Source organism: Brevundimonas sp., assembly GCF_052436175.1.
GTDB lineage: Bacteria > Pseudomonadota > Alphaproteobacteria > Caulobacterales > Caulobacteraceae > Brevundimonas.
In genome coordinates, this window is sequence record NZ_JBQVNM010000027.1 from 20920 (window position 1) to 33934 (window position 13015).

16 protein-coding genes and 1 tRNA gene are annotated in these 13015 nt (G+C 69.2%); 13 read left to right on the forward strand and 4 right to left on the reverse strand.

Translation table 11 applies throughout. The features are described from left to right. Positions 1 to 31 precede the first annotated feature (31 nt). From grxC to ACT6QK_RS08160, 7 genes are all read left to right on the forward strand, one after another. Entirely contained in the window at positions 32 to 289 is a 258-nt protein-coding gene (gene grxC / locus ACT6QK_RS08130; RefSeq protein WP_444597324.1) for a glutaredoxin 3, read from the forward strand. Between the two features lie 2 nt (positions 290 to 291). Next, the gene (locus ACT6QK_RS08135; RefSeq protein WP_444597325.1) at positions 292 to 501 is read left to right on the forward strand and encodes a hypothetical protein; all 210 of its coding nucleotides are present in this window, start codon (positions 292 to 294) and stop codon (positions 499 to 501) included. Beyond that, positions 498 to 1349 (forward strand): carbon-nitrogen hydrolase family protein, encoded by an 852-nt coding sequence (locus tag ACT6QK_RS08140; protein ID WP_444597326.1) that lies wholly within the window; start codon positions 498 to 500, stop codon positions 1347 to 1349. Before ACT6QK_RS08135 ends, ACT6QK_RS08140 begins: the two co-directional genes overlap by 4 nt. Then, entirely contained in the window at positions 1346 to 1780 is a 435-nt protein-coding gene (locus tag ACT6QK_RS08145) for a DUF1178 family protein (RefSeq protein WP_444597327.1), read from the forward strand. The genes ACT6QK_RS08140 and ACT6QK_RS08145 overlap by 4 nt, the downstream gene beginning before the upstream one ends. A gap of 185 nt (positions 1781 to 1965) precedes the next feature. Next, positions 1966 to 2784 carry an AraC family transcriptional regulator gene (locus ACT6QK_RS08150; RefSeq protein ID WP_444597328.1) on the forward strand — a complete coding sequence of 273 codons (819 nt, stop codon included), beginning with the start codon at positions 1966 to 1968 and terminating at the stop codon, positions 2782 to 2784. 29 nt (positions 2785 to 2813) lie between these two features. Then, positions 2814 to 3287, forward strand: a complete 474-nt coding sequence (locus tag ACT6QK_RS08155) for a DUF6265 family protein (protein ID WP_444597329.1) — start codon at positions 2814 to 2816, stop codon at positions 3285 to 3287. Between the two features lie 26 nt (positions 3288 to 3313). Continuing rightward, positions 3314 to 3790 (forward strand): GNAT family N-acetyltransferase, encoded by a 477-nt coding sequence (locus ACT6QK_RS08160; protein WP_444597330.1) that lies wholly within the window; start codon positions 3314 to 3316, stop codon positions 3788 to 3790. 1 nt (position 3791) lies between these two features. On the opposite strand, the gene ACT6QK_RS08165 is transcribed toward ACT6QK_RS08160, so the two are convergent. Both ACT6QK_RS08165 and ubiG read right to left on the reverse strand, forming a co-directional pair. Continuing rightward, positions 3792 to 4013 (reverse strand): hypothetical protein, encoded by a 222-nt coding sequence (locus ACT6QK_RS08165; RefSeq protein WP_444597331.1) that lies wholly within the window; start codon positions 4011 to 4013, stop codon positions 3792 to 3794. Between the two features lie 92 nt (positions 4014 to 4105). After that, the gene (gene ubiG, locus ACT6QK_RS08170) at positions 4106 to 4915 is read right to left on the reverse strand and encodes a bifunctional 2-polyprenyl-6-hydroxyphenol methylase/3-demethylubiquinol 3-O-methyltransferase UbiG (protein ID WP_444597332.1); all 810 of its coding nucleotides are present in this window, start codon (positions 4913 to 4915) and stop codon (positions 4106 to 4108) included. A 56-nt stretch (positions 4916 to 4971) separates the two neighbouring features. Here ubiG and ACT6QK_RS08175 point away from each other — a divergent pair, with 56 nt between their 5' ends. Together ACT6QK_RS08175 and ptsP are read left to right on the forward strand one after the other, a co-directional pair. Continuing rightward, entirely contained in the window at positions 4972 to 6231 is a 1260-nt protein-coding gene (locus ACT6QK_RS08175) for an aspartate kinase (RefSeq protein WP_444597333.1), read from the forward strand. A gap of 49 nt (positions 6232 to 6280) precedes the next feature. Continuing rightward, positions 6281 to 8554: a phosphoenolpyruvate--protein phosphotransferase gene (ptsP, locus tag ACT6QK_RS08180; RefSeq protein WP_444597334.1), complete on the forward strand. Its 2274-nt coding sequence runs from the start codon at positions 6281 to 6283 to the stop codon at positions 8552 to 8554. A gap of 6 nt (positions 8555 to 8560) precedes the next feature. On the opposite strand, the gene ACT6QK_RS08185 is transcribed toward ptsP, so the two are convergent. Next, positions 8561 to 9439 carry an isoaspartyl peptidase/L-asparaginase family protein gene (locus ACT6QK_RS08185; protein WP_444597335.1) on the reverse strand — a complete coding sequence of 293 codons (879 nt, stop codon included), beginning with the start codon at positions 9437 to 9439 and terminating at the stop codon, positions 8561 to 8563. Between the two features lie 109 nt (positions 9440 to 9548). Between ACT6QK_RS08185 and ACT6QK_RS08190 the strand changes: the two genes are divergently transcribed. Together ACT6QK_RS08190 and ACT6QK_RS08195 are read left to right on the forward strand one after the other, a co-directional pair. Continuing rightward, positions 9549 to 10550: an NADPH:quinone oxidoreductase family protein gene (locus tag ACT6QK_RS08190; RefSeq protein WP_444597336.1), complete on the forward strand. Its 1002-nt coding sequence runs from the start codon at positions 9549 to 9551 to the stop codon at positions 10548 to 10550. A gap of 8 nt (positions 10551 to 10558) precedes the next feature. Next, entirely contained in the window at positions 10559 to 11323 is a 765-nt protein-coding gene (locus tag ACT6QK_RS08195; RefSeq protein WP_444597337.1) for a 2OG-Fe(II) oxygenase, read from the forward strand. Between the two features lie 3 nt (positions 11324 to 11326). Here ACT6QK_RS08195 and ACT6QK_RS08200 read toward each other — a convergent pair whose 3' ends face one another. Continuing rightward, a complete protein-coding gene (locus ACT6QK_RS08200) occupies positions 11327 to 11728 on the reverse strand; it encodes a YkvA family protein (protein WP_444597338.1) in 402 nt (133 codons plus the stop codon). Between the two features lie 54 nt (positions 11729 to 11782). Between ACT6QK_RS08200 and ACT6QK_RS08205 the strand changes: the two genes are divergently transcribed. Both ACT6QK_RS08205 and ACT6QK_RS08210 read left to right on the forward strand, forming a co-directional pair. After that, the gene (locus ACT6QK_RS08205; RefSeq protein WP_444597339.1) at positions 11783 to 12565 is read left to right on the forward strand and encodes an SDR family NAD(P)-dependent oxidoreductase; all 783 of its coding nucleotides are present in this window, start codon (positions 11783 to 11785) and stop codon (positions 12563 to 12565) included. Between the two features lie 157 nt (positions 12566 to 12722). Beyond that, a tRNA-Gly gene (locus ACT6QK_RS08210) sits at positions 12723 to 12797 on the forward strand. Positions 12798 to 13015 lie beyond the last annotated feature (218 nt).

The window sequence follows — 13015 nt, forward strand, 5'->3', positions numbered from 1 at the left end:
GACGAACCCCGCCCTTTTTCCGGAGACCCTCATGGCCGACGTCGTCCTCTACACCAAGCCCGGCTGCCCCTACTGCTTCGCGGCCATGAGTCTGCTGAAGAAGAAGGGCGTGGACTACACCGAGATCGTCGCCTCCAACGACCCGGCCAAGAAGGCCGAGATGGTCGAGAAGTCGGGCGGCGCCGCCACCTTCCCCCAGATCTTCATCGACGGAAAACACGTCGGCGGCTCGGACGACCTCCACGCCCTGGACCGCAAGGGCGAGCTGGACCCGCTTCTGGCCGCCTGACCATGAAGACCGCGCTCAAGATCGGGCTGTTCATCTTCTGGATTGTCTGGGTCGCATTCGTCTTCTGGCGCTTCGACGACCCCTGGATGAATGCGGGCGCACTCGTCTTGTCGGCCCTGATGATGGTGGGGTTCTATTTCCTCTACGGCGTCTTCCTTCCGGCGGTGGTGAAAACCATCTGGCGCTCCACAAAGCGGCGATCCGAGCAATGACGTCCCTCCCGATCGCCCTGATCCAGACGCGGACGCCCGCCGACCAGCGCGCATCGCTGGCCGAGCTGGAGCCGCTGGTGCGCCGGGCGGCGGCGGAGGGGGCGAAGTTCATCCTGACCCCCGAGGGCTCCAACGTGCTGGAGCAGCGTCGCGAGCGGCGCGAGGCGGTCATCGTCGATCAGGACCATGACGCGGCGGTGCTGGGCCTGCGGCGTCTGGCGGCGGAACTGGGGGTCTGGATCCTGATCGGTTCGGCCATCGTCGCCTCCGGCCATGCCGGGGACGCCCGCGCCGCCAACCGCTCCCTGCTGATCGACGGCACGGGGAAACTGGTCGCGGCCTACGACAAGATGCATGTCTTCGACGTCAGCCTGGCTGATGGCGAGGTCTATCGCGAGAGCGCCACCGTGCGGCCGGGCGATCGGGCCGTCGTCGCCGAAACCCCCTGGGGCGGGCTGGGGCTGACCATCTGCTACGACGTCCGCTTCCCCTATCTGCACCGGGCCCTGGCCCAGGCGGGGGCGGTGATGATCTCGGTCCCGGCCGCCTTCACCGTTCCGACCGGCGAGGCCCACTGGGAGACCCTGCTGCGCGCCCGCGCCATCGAGACCGGCGCCTTCGTCCTGGCCCCGGCCCAGGGTGGGACGCACGAGGACGGCCGCAAGACCTGGGGTCGGTCGGTCGTCATCGACCCCTGGGGCAGGGTCATCGCCAAACTCGATCACGACGAGCCCGGCGTCCTGCACGCCACGCTCGATCTCGACGCCGTGACCCAAGCCCGCGCCTCCATCCCGGCCCTGACCCACGATCGCGCGTTCGCGGCCCCGACGCCGGTCGCCGCGCCATGATCCGCTACGCCCTGAAATGCGACGCCGCTCACGAATTCGAGGCCTGGTTCAGCGCCTCGGCCGACTATGACGATCAGGCCGAACGCGGCCTGGTCGAATGCCCCTTCTGCGGCTCGCGCACCGTCGAGAAACAGATCATGGCCCCGGCCGTCTCGGGCACGCGCAAGTCCGCAGCCCCCGATGACATGCGCCAGAAGATGCAGACCATGATGCTGGAGGCCGCCCGCGAGGTCCGCGCCCATGTCGAGCAGAACTTCGACTATGTCGGAGACGCCTTCGCCCGCGAGGCCCGCGACATCCACGAGGGCCGGTCCGAGAAGCGCGAGATCTATGGCGAGGCCAGCCCAGCCGAGGTGAAGAAGCTGAAGGAGGACGGCGTCCCCTGCGCGCCCCTTCCGGCCCTGCCGCCCGATCCGTCCAAGGCGAACTGAGGCCTCCCCCCATCGCCGTCATCCTCGGACTTGATCCGAGGATCGGATTGTCCTCCGCTCCTGAGGCGCCGGGAGGCCGGGGCCGTGCAACACGGCTTCTCATCGGACGCGGAACGTCCGATCCTCGGATCAAGCCCGAGGATAACAGGGGCGGGATGAGTGGGACGGGATGAAGGGGAGATCCGTTGCCGACACAGGAACGCTACGCCCAGTTCCCGCCGCCGCCGTCGCTCGTCCCCTGGGTCAAGGTCGTCTGGACCTATGCCGCGCCCGCGCCGTCCGAGACCATCCAGCGCATCGCCCCGGACGGCTGCCCCGAACTGATCCTCGACATCGGCGCCCCCTATGAGGAGCTGGGACCGGACGGGAACTGGCGCCTGCAGCCCCCGGCCATCTTCGCCGGCCAGATGACCCGGCCCATCGCCATTCGGCCGGTCGGGCCGGTCGAACTGGTCGCCGTCCGCTTCCATCCCGACGGCGCCCGCGACTGGCTGGGCGCGCCCCTGTCGTCGGCGACGGACCAACGGCTCGATGTGGTCGACCGTATCGGCCGTCTGACGCCGCCCGCCGACGATCCGGAGGCTCAGGTTCGGGTCATGACCGATTTCCTCGAAGACGCCCGCCGGCGCGACGGCTGGACGGTCGATACCGTCGTCCGCGCCGAGGTGGAGGCCATCGCCGCGGAAACGCCGTCCCCACGGCGCGACCCCGCCGAACAGCGCGCCCTGCAGCGCCGCTTCCTCGACCGGGTCGGGGTCTCGCCCCGCGCCCTGCGGTCGATCACCCGGTTCCGCCGCGTGTTCGATCACGCCATCCCCGGCGATCCCGACGCGGGCTGGCTGGAGGCGGGGCTGGCGGCGGGCTATTTCGACCAGCCCCAGATGGCGCGCGACTTCCGCCGCTTCCTGGGCTGCACGGCCACAGAGTGGGCGCGGGACCAGGTCGAGCTGGCGCGGGCGATCGCGTCGGAAACCTACAAGCCCGGACCGCCGCATCCGGCGTAAGGCTGGTGTCCGAACCGAGGGGAACATCCATGCCGATCCTGACCGCCGTCGCCGCCGCCCTCTTGCAGATGACGCCCGCCCCCGCACCCGCCGCCACGCCCGACCTGTCGTGGATGGCAGGCTACTGGCTGGACTGCTCAAACGGCCGCGAGGTCGCCGAGACCTGGAGCGAGGAACGCGCGGGGCTGAGGGTCGGCTGGAACCTGACGGTCTCCCGCTCGGGTAGGGCCGGGTTTGAGGCGTCGCACATCACCACGACGCCCCAGGGCTTCGCCTATGTGGCCCAGCCGTCGGGCGCGCCGCCGACCGTCTTCGTGATGTCCGACAGCAGCCCGAACCACGTGGTCTTCTCCAACCTTCAGAACGACTTCCCCCACCACATCCGCTATGAACGCGACGGCGACGCCCTGAAGGCCCGGATCGACGGCGTGATCGAGGGTCAGGCGCGCAGCGTGGAATGGACCTTCGAGAGCCGCCCCCTGAACAGCCGCTGCCCGACCTGAAATCATCGGGTTTGAGCTGGCGCCCGATGACGGCGGAGGACATCGACGGCGTTGAGGCCGTCGCCCGCCTGTCCTTCCCCGATCATTTCGAGAGCCGGGCCTGTTTCGAGAACCGGCTGGACCTCTATCCCGCCGGAAGCTTCGTGCTGTCGGACGCGAACGGCGCCGTCCTCGGCTATCTGTTCGCCTATCCGTGGAAGGGCGAGAGCGCCCCGGCCCTGAACACCGTGATCCAGGCCCTGCCGGCCGACGCCGACCGGATTTATCTGCACGATCTGGCCCTGCATCCCGACACACGCGGCGGCGGCTTCACCCGCCCCATCGTGGAACGACTGGCCGAACAGGTCCGGGCCGAAGGCTGGCCCACGATCGCCCTGGTCGCCGTCAATGACGCGGCCGACTTCTGGGCGCGGCTCGGCTTCGAGGCCGTCGACAGCCCGGCGATCCGGGCCAAGCTGGAAAGCTACGGCCCGGACGCCCGCTACATGGTCAGACGCCTCTAGATCAGCTCCGCGTCCAGCCCTTTTCGGCCATGCAGTCGCGGAAGGCGTCGGAGCGCTGGCCCTTGCCGGTGGAGGCGCGGCACTGGTCGCGGGCGCTGTCGAAGGGCTGGGCGTTCTCGCCGTGCCAGGCGAGGTCGTCATCGCCGTCGACGCCGATGACGGTGACGCAGGCGGAGGTGCTCATTGCGGCCGCCGCGACGGCCAGGATCAGAAGGCGTTTCATTCAGGTCTCTCCATTGCGAGGCCCGATCCATCCCACCCCGCACGGCGACAGTCCCGTTACAAGGCTGAAATCTAGGTGAATTCGCCGTAAGCTTAAGCGACTGCGCGGGTGGCGATCATCATGTAGTTGATGTCGGCGTCGCCTTCGGACCAGACGCCGGTCAGGGGATCGAGCGCCAGACCGAAGGGCCCCTCCACCGCCACGGGCTCGTTCGCCAGCATGGCGCGGATCTCGTCGGGCTTCAGGAACTGGCGCCAGTCGTGCGTCCCGGCGGGCACCCAGCGCAGCACATATTCGGCGGCGAACTTGCCGAGCAGGAGCCCCTTCAGCGTCCGGTTCAGGGTGGCGACCACCATCATGCCGCCCGGCGCGATCAGACGCGAACAGGCCCGCACGAAGGCCTCGGGATCGGCCACATGCTCGATCACCTCCAGGGTCAGGACCACGTCGAACGGCCCCGCCCCCGCCTCCACCATCTGTTCGACCGTGGCGGCGCGATAGGCGATGTCCAGCCCCATCTGCTCGGCGTGAGCCCGGGCCGTGCCGATATTCTCGGACGAGGCGTCCACCGCCGTGACCTCGAAGCCGAGCCGGCGCATGGGCTCGGCGATCAGGCCCCCGCCGCAGCCGATGTCGATCAGGCTCAGGCCCTGGAACGGGGCGCGGGTCCGCGTGTTGCGTCCGAACCGCTCCGCCGCCCGGTCGCGCACGAAGGCCAGGCGCGCCGGATTGAACCGGTGCAGGGGGGCGAACGGCCCCTTGGCGTCCCACCACTCGGCCGCCTGGGCCGAGAAACGCGCGACGTCGGCCGGGTCGATGGAGGGTCCGGATGCGGTTTCCGAAGCAAAACCCTCATGGCTTTGGGGTTTGCGCAGACCGGCGGTGTCGTTAGAAGCGGACATGGGTCGAGGAATGAACCCCTCGCCCGCTCCACGCAAGCTCGGGAAAAAGGGCCACGATGACGCGGCTGGTGATGAAATTCGGCGGCACCTCGATGGGCGACCTCGAACGGATTCGTCGCGCCGCGCGGATCGTCGCCGCCGAGGTGCGACAGGGCAAGCAGGTGGCCGTGGTCGTCTCGGCCATGGCGGGCAAGACCAATGAACTGGTCGCCTGGACCGACGGCGTCGGCGCCGCCGCCCCCGGCCTGCCGCTTTCGGACGATGAATACGACGTGGTCGTCGCCTCGGGTGAACAGGTGACCTCGGGCCTTCTGGCGCTGACCCTGCGCAACATGGGGCTGAACGCCCGCAGCTGGATGGGTTGGCAGATCCCCATCCTGACCGACGACGCCCACGGCCGGGCCCGCATCGAGGACGTGCCGGGCGAGGTCCTGGGCGCGGCGATGGACACGGGCGAGATCGCCGTGGTGCCGGGCTTCCAGGGCGTGACCCGGGGCGGCCGCATCACCACCCTGGGCCGCGGCGGCTCGGACACCTCTGCGGTGGCGGTGGCGGCGGCGCTGAACTGCCCGTGCGACATCTACACCGACGTGGACGGGGTCTACACCACCGACCCGCGCATCGAGTCCAAGGCCCGCAAGCTGAACCGCGTCTCCTATGAAGAGATGCTGGAAATGGCCTCTCTCGGCGCCAAGGTGTTGCAGACCCGGTCGGTCGAACTGGCCATGGCCAAACAGGTGCCCGTGCGCGTCCTGTCCAGCTTCGTCGAGCCCGACGAGAACGGAAATCTGCCGGCGAACGCCGGAACCCTGATCTGCGACGAGGAGGAAATCGTGGAAAAACGCATCGTGTCCGGCGTGACCATGAGCCGCGACGAGGCCCGCATCACCCTGCTCGGCCTGTCGGACCGCACCGACGCCCCGGCCGACGTCTTCACCCGTCTGGCGGAAGCGAACGTCAACGTGGACATGATCGTCCAGTCCCAGGCCCGCACCGAGGGGGCCGTGAACCTGACCTTCACCACCGGCCGCCGCGACGCCGAACGCGCCGCCGAGCTGATGCGCGCGGCCCAGGCCGAGATCCAGTTCGAGGAAATCCGCATCGACGCCGACGTGGCCAAGGTCTCGGTCATCGGGGTGGGCATGCGCAGTCACGCGGGCGTCGCCCAGACCATGTTCAAGGCCCTGGCCGACAAGGGCATCAAGTTCCAGGCCATCTCGACATCCGAGATCAAGATCTCGGTCCTGATCGAGGACGCCTATTCCGAACTCGCCGTCCGCGCCCTGCATTCGGCCTATGGTCTGGAAGCGGTATAGGATTGTCGTATTGCCCGCCCATATCCGGGCGGGGTGAACGGGAGGCGGAATGCCGGTAGGCGGCGGATTGACGACGAGGGGGCCCCGCAACCTCCTGCGCCAGATCCGCGAGGCCATGGCCGGCGGGGGACCGGCGCAGGAGCGGCTGGATCGTGTCGTGCGCATCATCGCCCAGTCGATGGTGGCCGAGGTCTGCTCCATCTATCTGCGCCGCGCCTCGGGCGAGCTTGAACTCTTCGCCACCGAGGGTCTGAACCGCGAGGCCGTCCACAACACCCGCCTGCGTCCCGGCGAGGGTCTGGTCGGCGAGGTCGCCCGTCTGGCCCAGCCGGTCAGTCTGTCCGACGCCCCCAGCCACCCCTCCTTCGCCTATCGGCCGGAGACGGGGGAAGATCCCTATCACGCCTTCCTCGGCGCTCCCCTGTTGCGCGGCGGCCGGGCCATCGGCGTTCTGGTCGTCCAGAACCGGGCCGAGCGTCGCTATGACGAGGACGAGGTCGAGGACATCCAGACCATCGCCATGGTCCTGGCCGAGACCGTGGCCAGTGGCGAGCTGCTGGATCAGGAGGAGCTGCGCGACGTCGAGGTCGCCCCGCACCGGCCCGAACGCATCAAGGGCCAGCGCTTCGCCGAAGGTCTGGCCATCGGTCAGGTCATCCTGCACGAGGCGCCGCTCGCGCCCGAAAAGCTGCTGTCCAACGACCCGGTCGAGGAGGAGATCCGCCTCAACCGGGGTCTGGCCGATCTCAAGGCCGGCATCGACGCCATTCTGGACGGCGGCCAGGGCAAGCTGTCGGGCCAGTCGTTCGAGGTGCTGGAAACCTACCGGATGTTCGCCGAGGTCCGGGGCTGGAACCGGTCGCTGATCGAGGCGGTCCGCTCGGGTCTGACCGCCGACGCCGCCGTGGACCGGGTCCGCAACGAGCACCGCGCCCGCTTCGCCAAGGCCCGCGACCCCTATATCCGCGAGCGGCTGCACGACTTCGAGGACCTGGCCAACCGGCTGTTGCGGGTGCTGGCGGGCGAGAACCCCGGCCGGCGCGATATGCCGGAGGACGCCATCCTGGTGGCGCGGAACCTCGGCCCGGCCGACCTGCTGGAATATCCGCGCGAAAGCCTGCGCGGCCTACTGATCGAGGAGGGCTCGGCCGCCAGCCACGCCGCCATCGTGGCCCGCGCCCTGGGCATCCCCTGCGTCGGCCGCCTGCTGGGCATCCGCGACCGCCTGTCCGAGGGCGATCAGGTCATCGTCGACGGCGAGACGGGCGAGGCCCATCTTCGGCCCCGGCCGGACATGCTGGATTCGGTCCGCTCGCGGATGGCATTGCGCAGCCAGCGTCAGGCCGAGTTCGCCAAGCTGCGCGACGTCCCGGCGATCACGAAGGACAACCAGCGCATCACCCTCCTGACCAACGCCGGTCTGGCCGTCGATCTGGAAAACCTGAACGAGACGGGCGCCGAGGGCATCGGCCTGTTCCGCACCGAGTTCCAGTTCATGGTGGCCGAGGAACAGCCGCGCCTGACCAGCCAGACCGAGCTTTACAAGCTGGTGCTGGACGCCGCCGGCGACCGGCCGGTGACTTTCCGCACGCTCGACATCGGGGGCGACAAGGTCCTGCCCTATATGGAGACGACCGAGCGGGAGGAGAATCCGGCCCTGGGCCGTCGCGCCATTCGCCTGGGTCTGGACCGGCCCAGCCTGCTGCGGCTTCAGCTGCGCGCGCTTCTGGCCGCCGGCGCCGGGCGGGAGCTGCGGGTCATGTTCCCGATGATCGCCACGGTGGACGAGTTCCGCGCCGCCCGCGAACTGGTCGATGTGGAATGCGAATGGGCCCGTCGTCGCGGCCGCCCCCTGCCGGCCCTGCTGCGCGTCGGGGCCATGATCGAATGCCCCAGCCTGCTCTGGCATCTGGACGCTCTTCTGCCCCTGACCGATTTCGTCTCGGTGGGGTCCAACGACCTGTTCCAGTATATGTACGCCGCCGACCGGACCAATCCGCTGGTGTCGGACCGCTACGACCCCCTGTCGCCGCCGACACTGCGGGCGCTCCAGACCATCCAGACCGCCTGCGCCGAGACCGGCACGCCGGTCTCCGTCTGCGGCGAGCTGGCCGGGCGGCCGCTGGAGGCCTTCGCCCTGATCGCCCTCGGCTTCACCCGCCTGTCGGCCCCGGCGGGCGGCGTCGGCCCGGTCAAGCGGATGATCCTGTCCACCGACCTGGCGGCGGCGCGGCGCGGCATGAACAATCTGCTGGGCAGTTCCGCCGGGTCCATCCGCAACGAACTGGAAAGCCTGGCCCGCAAGTTGAACGTCGCGGTCTGACCGGGCTCAGGCCGCGCCCGGGCCGAAGACATCCACCATGATCTCGCCGTCAGGCGTCAGCCAGGCCCGCTTCATGCCCTGGCTGTTGAAGGGGTCGGCGATGTTCCCGTCGCGGTCCAGGGCGATCAGGCCGCCGTCGCCGCCCATCTGTCCGATCTGGTCGATGACGGCGCGGGCCGCTTCGGCCACCGACTGCCCGGCGGCGACGCGCCATGCGGTCTGGGCCGTGGCCGCGACCCGGATGAAATACTCGCCCTGACCCGTGCCCGAAGCCGCGACCCGGTCGTCGGCCCAGGTGCCCGAGGCGATCAGGGGGGTGTCGCCGACCCGTCCGGGCATCTTGCCGAAGACGCCTGCCGTGGAGGTCGCCGCCGCCAGCCGCCCTGCAGCGTCCAGCACGCAGCAGCCGACCGTGCCGTGGCCGAGTGTGCCCGGCGGATGGTTGTCGTCGCCCTGACCCGCGTGGGTGAACCAGGCCGCCTCGTCGCCGATGGCCTCCAGCCCCTGATCGTGGGCGAACAGGGCCGCGCCCTCGCCGGCCAGCATGACATGAGGCGTCTTCTCCATCACCGCCCGCGCGGCGAGCACCGGATTGCGGAAGCCCTGCAGGGCCGCGACCGACCCTGCCTTGCGCGTCGATCCGTCCATCAGGCTGGCGTCGAGCTCATAGGCGCCGGCGAGGTTGGGCGAGGCGCCGCGACCGGCGACATAGAGGCCGGAATCCTCCAGCAGCACCACCGCCTCGACGGCTGTGTCCAGCGCCGATGCGCCCGCATCCAGCCTGGTCTTCATGGCCTCGACCACCTGCCGCATATGGGCGATTTCGGCGTCGTAGTCGACGCCGCGTCGGGCGCCCGCGCCGCCGTGAAGGATGAGGGCGGTCATGCCTGTCGTCTCCTGATCGCCTCTTTCAAACGGGCGTTCGGCTGATTAGCGTGGGTCGGAGACGCGCGCCATGGGGGCGGCGGCCCCTTCAGCTTCGAGAGACGTCTTCATGCGCGCAGTCCTGTCCAAGGCCCCCGGCGGCCCCGAGACCCTTGTCGTCGAGGACGTGCTGGACCCCACGCCCGGCAAGGGCCAGGTGGTCATCGAGGTCAAGGCGGTGGGGGTCAACTATCCCGACACCCTCATCATCGAGGACAAGTACCAGTTCAAGCCGGAACGCCCCTTCGCTCCGGGCGCGGAAATCGCCGGGGTGGTCGAGGCCGTCGGCGAGGGGGTCAAGGGCGTGTTCAAGGGCGACCGGGTGATCGCCGTGCCCGGCTGGGGCGGTCTGGTCGAACGGATCGCCGTTCCGGCCGCCGGCCTCATCAAGATCCCTGACGAGATGGATTTCGAGACGGCCGCCGCCCTGGTGATGACCTATGGCACCTCCTACTACGCGCTCAAGGACCGGGCGCAGCTGAAGCCGAACGAGAAACTGCTGGTCCTCGGCGCCGCCGGGGGCGTAGGCGCCGCGGCCGTCGAGCTGGGCAAGGCCATGGGCGCCGACGTCATCGCCGCCGCCTCGACCAATGAGAAGGTCCAGTTCGCCCTCGATCTCGGCGCCGACAACGGCCTGATCTACCCGGCGGGCAAGATGGACAAGGCGGCGCAGAAGACACTGGCCGGAGAGCTGAAACTGGCTTCGGGCCGCGACGGGCCGGACGTGGTCTATGATGCGGTGGGCGGCGACTATTGCGAGCCGGCGCTGCGGGCCATGGACTGGAACGGCCGCTATCTGGTGGTCGGCTTCCCGGCGGGCATCCCCGCCCTGCCGTTGAACCTGACTCTCTTGAAGTCGGTGTCGGTCATCGGGGTCTTCTGGGGCGCGGCGGTGGCGCGCGACCCGGCCGGACACGCCGCCAACATGGCCGAGCTGATGCAGTTCTGGAAGGACGGCAAGATCAAGCCGCGCGTTTCCCGCACCTTCCCGCTGGAACGCGCCCATGAGGCCATACAGGCCCTCGGCGACCGTTCGGCCATGGGCAAGATCGTCGTGACGGTCGAAAGCTGAGGCCGGGCATGGGCGGCGATCTGAACCTGTCGTCGTCGCTCGACCCCGACGCCCTGCGCACGGCCTTCGCCGTGAACCGGCGGCTGCACATTCCCGGCCTGCTGGCCCAGGCCAACGCCGACCGGCTGGCCGACCGGCTCGAGGCCGAGCGGTCGTGGACGACCATCGTCGCCGCCGGGGGTGACTATTTCGAGATGCCGCTCGACGGCCGTCTGGCGGCGGACCCGTCCAAACAGTCCTGGCTGGACGCCGTGGCCGTCGACGGCCGGGGCCGGGCCACCCAGTATGTCTATGACACCCGTCGTCCGGGCGGGTCCGATGACCCCAATGTCGTCGATCAGGCCCTGGCCTTCCTGAACGGCGCCCCCTTCCTCGACCTGATGCGGGGAGTGACCGGTGACGACCGGATCGACTTCGCCGACGCCCAGGCCAGCCGCTATCGCCCCGGCCACATCCTGACGGCGCACAACGACCTGTCCGTCGGCAAGAACCGGCTCTACGCCTATGTCCTGAACCTGACGCGCGAATGGCGGGCCGACTGGGGCGGGACGCTGGTCTTCTACGGCGACGACGGCCATGTCGAGCAAGGCTGGGTTCCGGGCTTCAACGCCCTGAACCTGTTCGCCGTGCCCATAGGCCATGCGGTGACCCAGGTCGCCGCCCATGCCGCGACCGACCGCCTGTCCATCGTCGGCTGGCTGCGCTCCCACACCCCTGTCGGCCCCCAGACGCGGGAGGAGGCCGTCGCCGCCTCGGCCCGGCCGGTGGTCTGAACCCTATGCCCGGGTCTTCAGCCGCTCCAGCGCCTGTTCGGCGGCCTCGCGGTGATGGCGCTTGATGTTGGCGCCCAGGGTGGCGATCAGGGCGGCGAAGACGGCCGCGTCATCGGTGAAACCGATGCCGGCGAACAGGTCGGGAATGGCGTCCACCGGCAGGACGAAATAGGCCAGTGCGCCCAGCATCATCCCCTTGGCGGCCGTCGGGGTCTGTGGATCGCGCGCGGCGAACCAGACGCTCAGCGCCTGATCGGCGAAGGGAATACGGGCCGCGGTGCGCACGATCTTGGGCCAGAAGCCGCGCTGGACCCGGACCTCGTTGATCTTCTGCACCGACGGAACAAGGGCCTTGGCCGGATCCAGCACATCCTCGGGCGTAACAGGTTGTGATCGGGTCGACATCGCCGCTAAACCCCTCCTCAACAGGGAACAGACGTTCAATATAGGGGACTATCCATGAAACTCGACTCCTCCATCGCCGCAGTCGTCACCGGCGGCGCCTCGGGCCTCGGCGAAGGCACGGCCCGGGCCCTCGCGGCCACCGGCGTCAAGGTCGCCCTGTTCGACATGAACGAGGAGAAGGGCGAGGCCATCGCCGCCGAGATCGGCGGCGTCTTCTGCAAGGTGGACGTCACCTCCGACGAAGAGGTCGCCGCCGCCTTCGCCAAGGCCCGCGCCGCCCACGGCCAGGAGCGGCTGACCGTCAACTGCGCCGGCATCGCCACCGGCATGAAGACCGTGTCGCGCAAGAAGGACACCGGCGAGATCAAGGCCCACGACATGGCCCAGTTCGAACGCACGGTCCGCATCAACCTGTTCGGCACCTTCCGCGTCCTGTCTCAGTCAGCCGCAGGCATGGTCACCCTGGACCCGATGGAGGACGGCGAGCGCGGCCTGATCGTCAACACCGCCTCGGTCGCGGCCCAGGACGGTCAGGTGGGACAGGCCGCCTATTCGGCCTCCAAGGGCGGGGTCTACGCCATGACGCTCCCCGTGGCGCGTGACCTCGCGCAGGAAGGCGTGCGGGTGAACACCATCCTGCCCGGCATCATGTGGACGCCGATGATGGCCGGCATGGACCAGAAGATCCAGGACGCCCTGGCCGCCCAGATCCCCTTCCCCAGCCGCCTCGGCCGCCCCGCCGACTACGCCTCCCTGGTGCTGGAACTGGCCCGCAACGTCTACATCAACGGCGAGTGCATCCGTCTGGACGGCGCCATCCGCATGGCGCCGAGGTAGGCGCGCCTGACGGCGCGAGCGCTACCGCTCGCCGCGCGGCGGCTCGCTGCATGAGCGCGTAATCCGGCGCTCATGTTTCGGGCGTTCGAGATTTTTCAGAAAGGGTCTTGCGAGAACGGCGAGCCCTCCGCTATACGCCCCGCTCTCGACTGAGAGCGCGGGCGTAGCTCAGTGGTAGAGCACAACCTTGCCAAGGTTGGGGTCGGGCGTTCGAATCGCCTCGCCCGCTCCAGTTGAGACTGAAAAGGTCCGGTCGCACGACCGGGCCTTTTTCAATTCCCGCCCCTTTTCTCCGCAATCGCAGAGTCTTCCACCCACCGCGTGGGCCTGACCCGTTGCCCCGGCGCGCCAATCCGCTAGGGTCCGGGGTCAAACTTATCGCGACGCTGGCTTTACCCGACGCGCCCGGGCGAACTGACGACATGCAACTGACCATCGAACGATCCGCTC

Excerpts from the sequence above, each read along its gene's own strand:
- grxC (WP_444597324.1), top strand. The coding sequence starts at position 32 with ATGGCCGACGTCGTCCTCTACACCAAGCCCGGCTGCCCCTACTGCTTC.
- ACT6QK_RS08135 (WP_444597325.1), top strand. The coding sequence starts at position 292 with ATGAAGACCGCGCTCAAGATCGGGCTGTTCATCTTCTGGATTGTCTGG.
- ACT6QK_RS08140 (WP_444597326.1), top strand. The coding sequence starts at position 498 with ATGACGTCCCTCCCGATCGCCCTGATCCAGACGCGGACGCCCGCCGAC.
- ACT6QK_RS08145 (WP_444597327.1), top strand. The coding sequence starts at position 1,346 with ATGATCCGCTACGCCCTGAAATGCGACGCCGCTCACGAATTCGAGGCC.
- ACT6QK_RS08155 (WP_444597329.1), top strand. The coding sequence starts at position 2,814 with ATGCCGATCCTGACCGCCGTCGCCGCCGCCCTCTTGCAGATGACGCCC.
- ACT6QK_RS08160 (WP_444597330.1), top strand. The coding sequence starts at position 3,314 with ATGACGGCGGAGGACATCGACGGCGTTGAGGCCGTCGCCCGCCTGTCC.
- ACT6QK_RS08165 (WP_444597331.1), bottom strand. The coding sequence starts at position 4,013 with ATGAAACGCCTTCTGATCCTGGCCGTCGCGGCGGCCGCAATGAGCACC.
- ubiG (WP_444597332.1), bottom strand. The coding sequence starts at position 4,915 with ATGTCCGCTTCTAACGACACCGCCGGTCTGCGCAAACCCCAAAGCCAT.
- ACT6QK_RS08175 (WP_444597333.1), top strand. The coding sequence starts at position 4,972 with ATGACGCGGCTGGTGATGAAATTCGGCGGCACCTCGATGGGCGACCTC.
- ptsP (WP_444597334.1), top strand. The coding sequence starts at position 6,281 with ATGCCGGTAGGCGGCGGATTGACGACGAGGGGGCCCCGCAACCTCCTG.
- ACT6QK_RS08185 (WP_444597335.1), bottom strand. The coding sequence starts at position 9,439 with ATGACCGCCCTCATCCTTCACGGCGGCGCGGGCGCCCGACGCGGCGTC.
- ACT6QK_RS08190 (WP_444597336.1), top strand. The coding sequence starts at position 9,549 with ATGCGCGCAGTCCTGTCCAAGGCCCCCGGCGGCCCCGAGACCCTTGTC.
- ACT6QK_RS08195 (WP_444597337.1), top strand. The coding sequence starts at position 10,559 with ATGGGCGGCGATCTGAACCTGTCGTCGTCGCTCGACCCCGACGCCCTG.
- ACT6QK_RS08200 (WP_444597338.1), bottom strand. The coding sequence starts at position 11,728 with ATGTCGACCCGATCACAACCTGTTACGCCCGAGGATGTGCTGGATCCG.
- ACT6QK_RS08205 (WP_444597339.1), top strand. The coding sequence starts at position 11,783 with ATGAAACTCGACTCCTCCATCGCCGCAGTCGTCACCGGCGGCGCCTCG.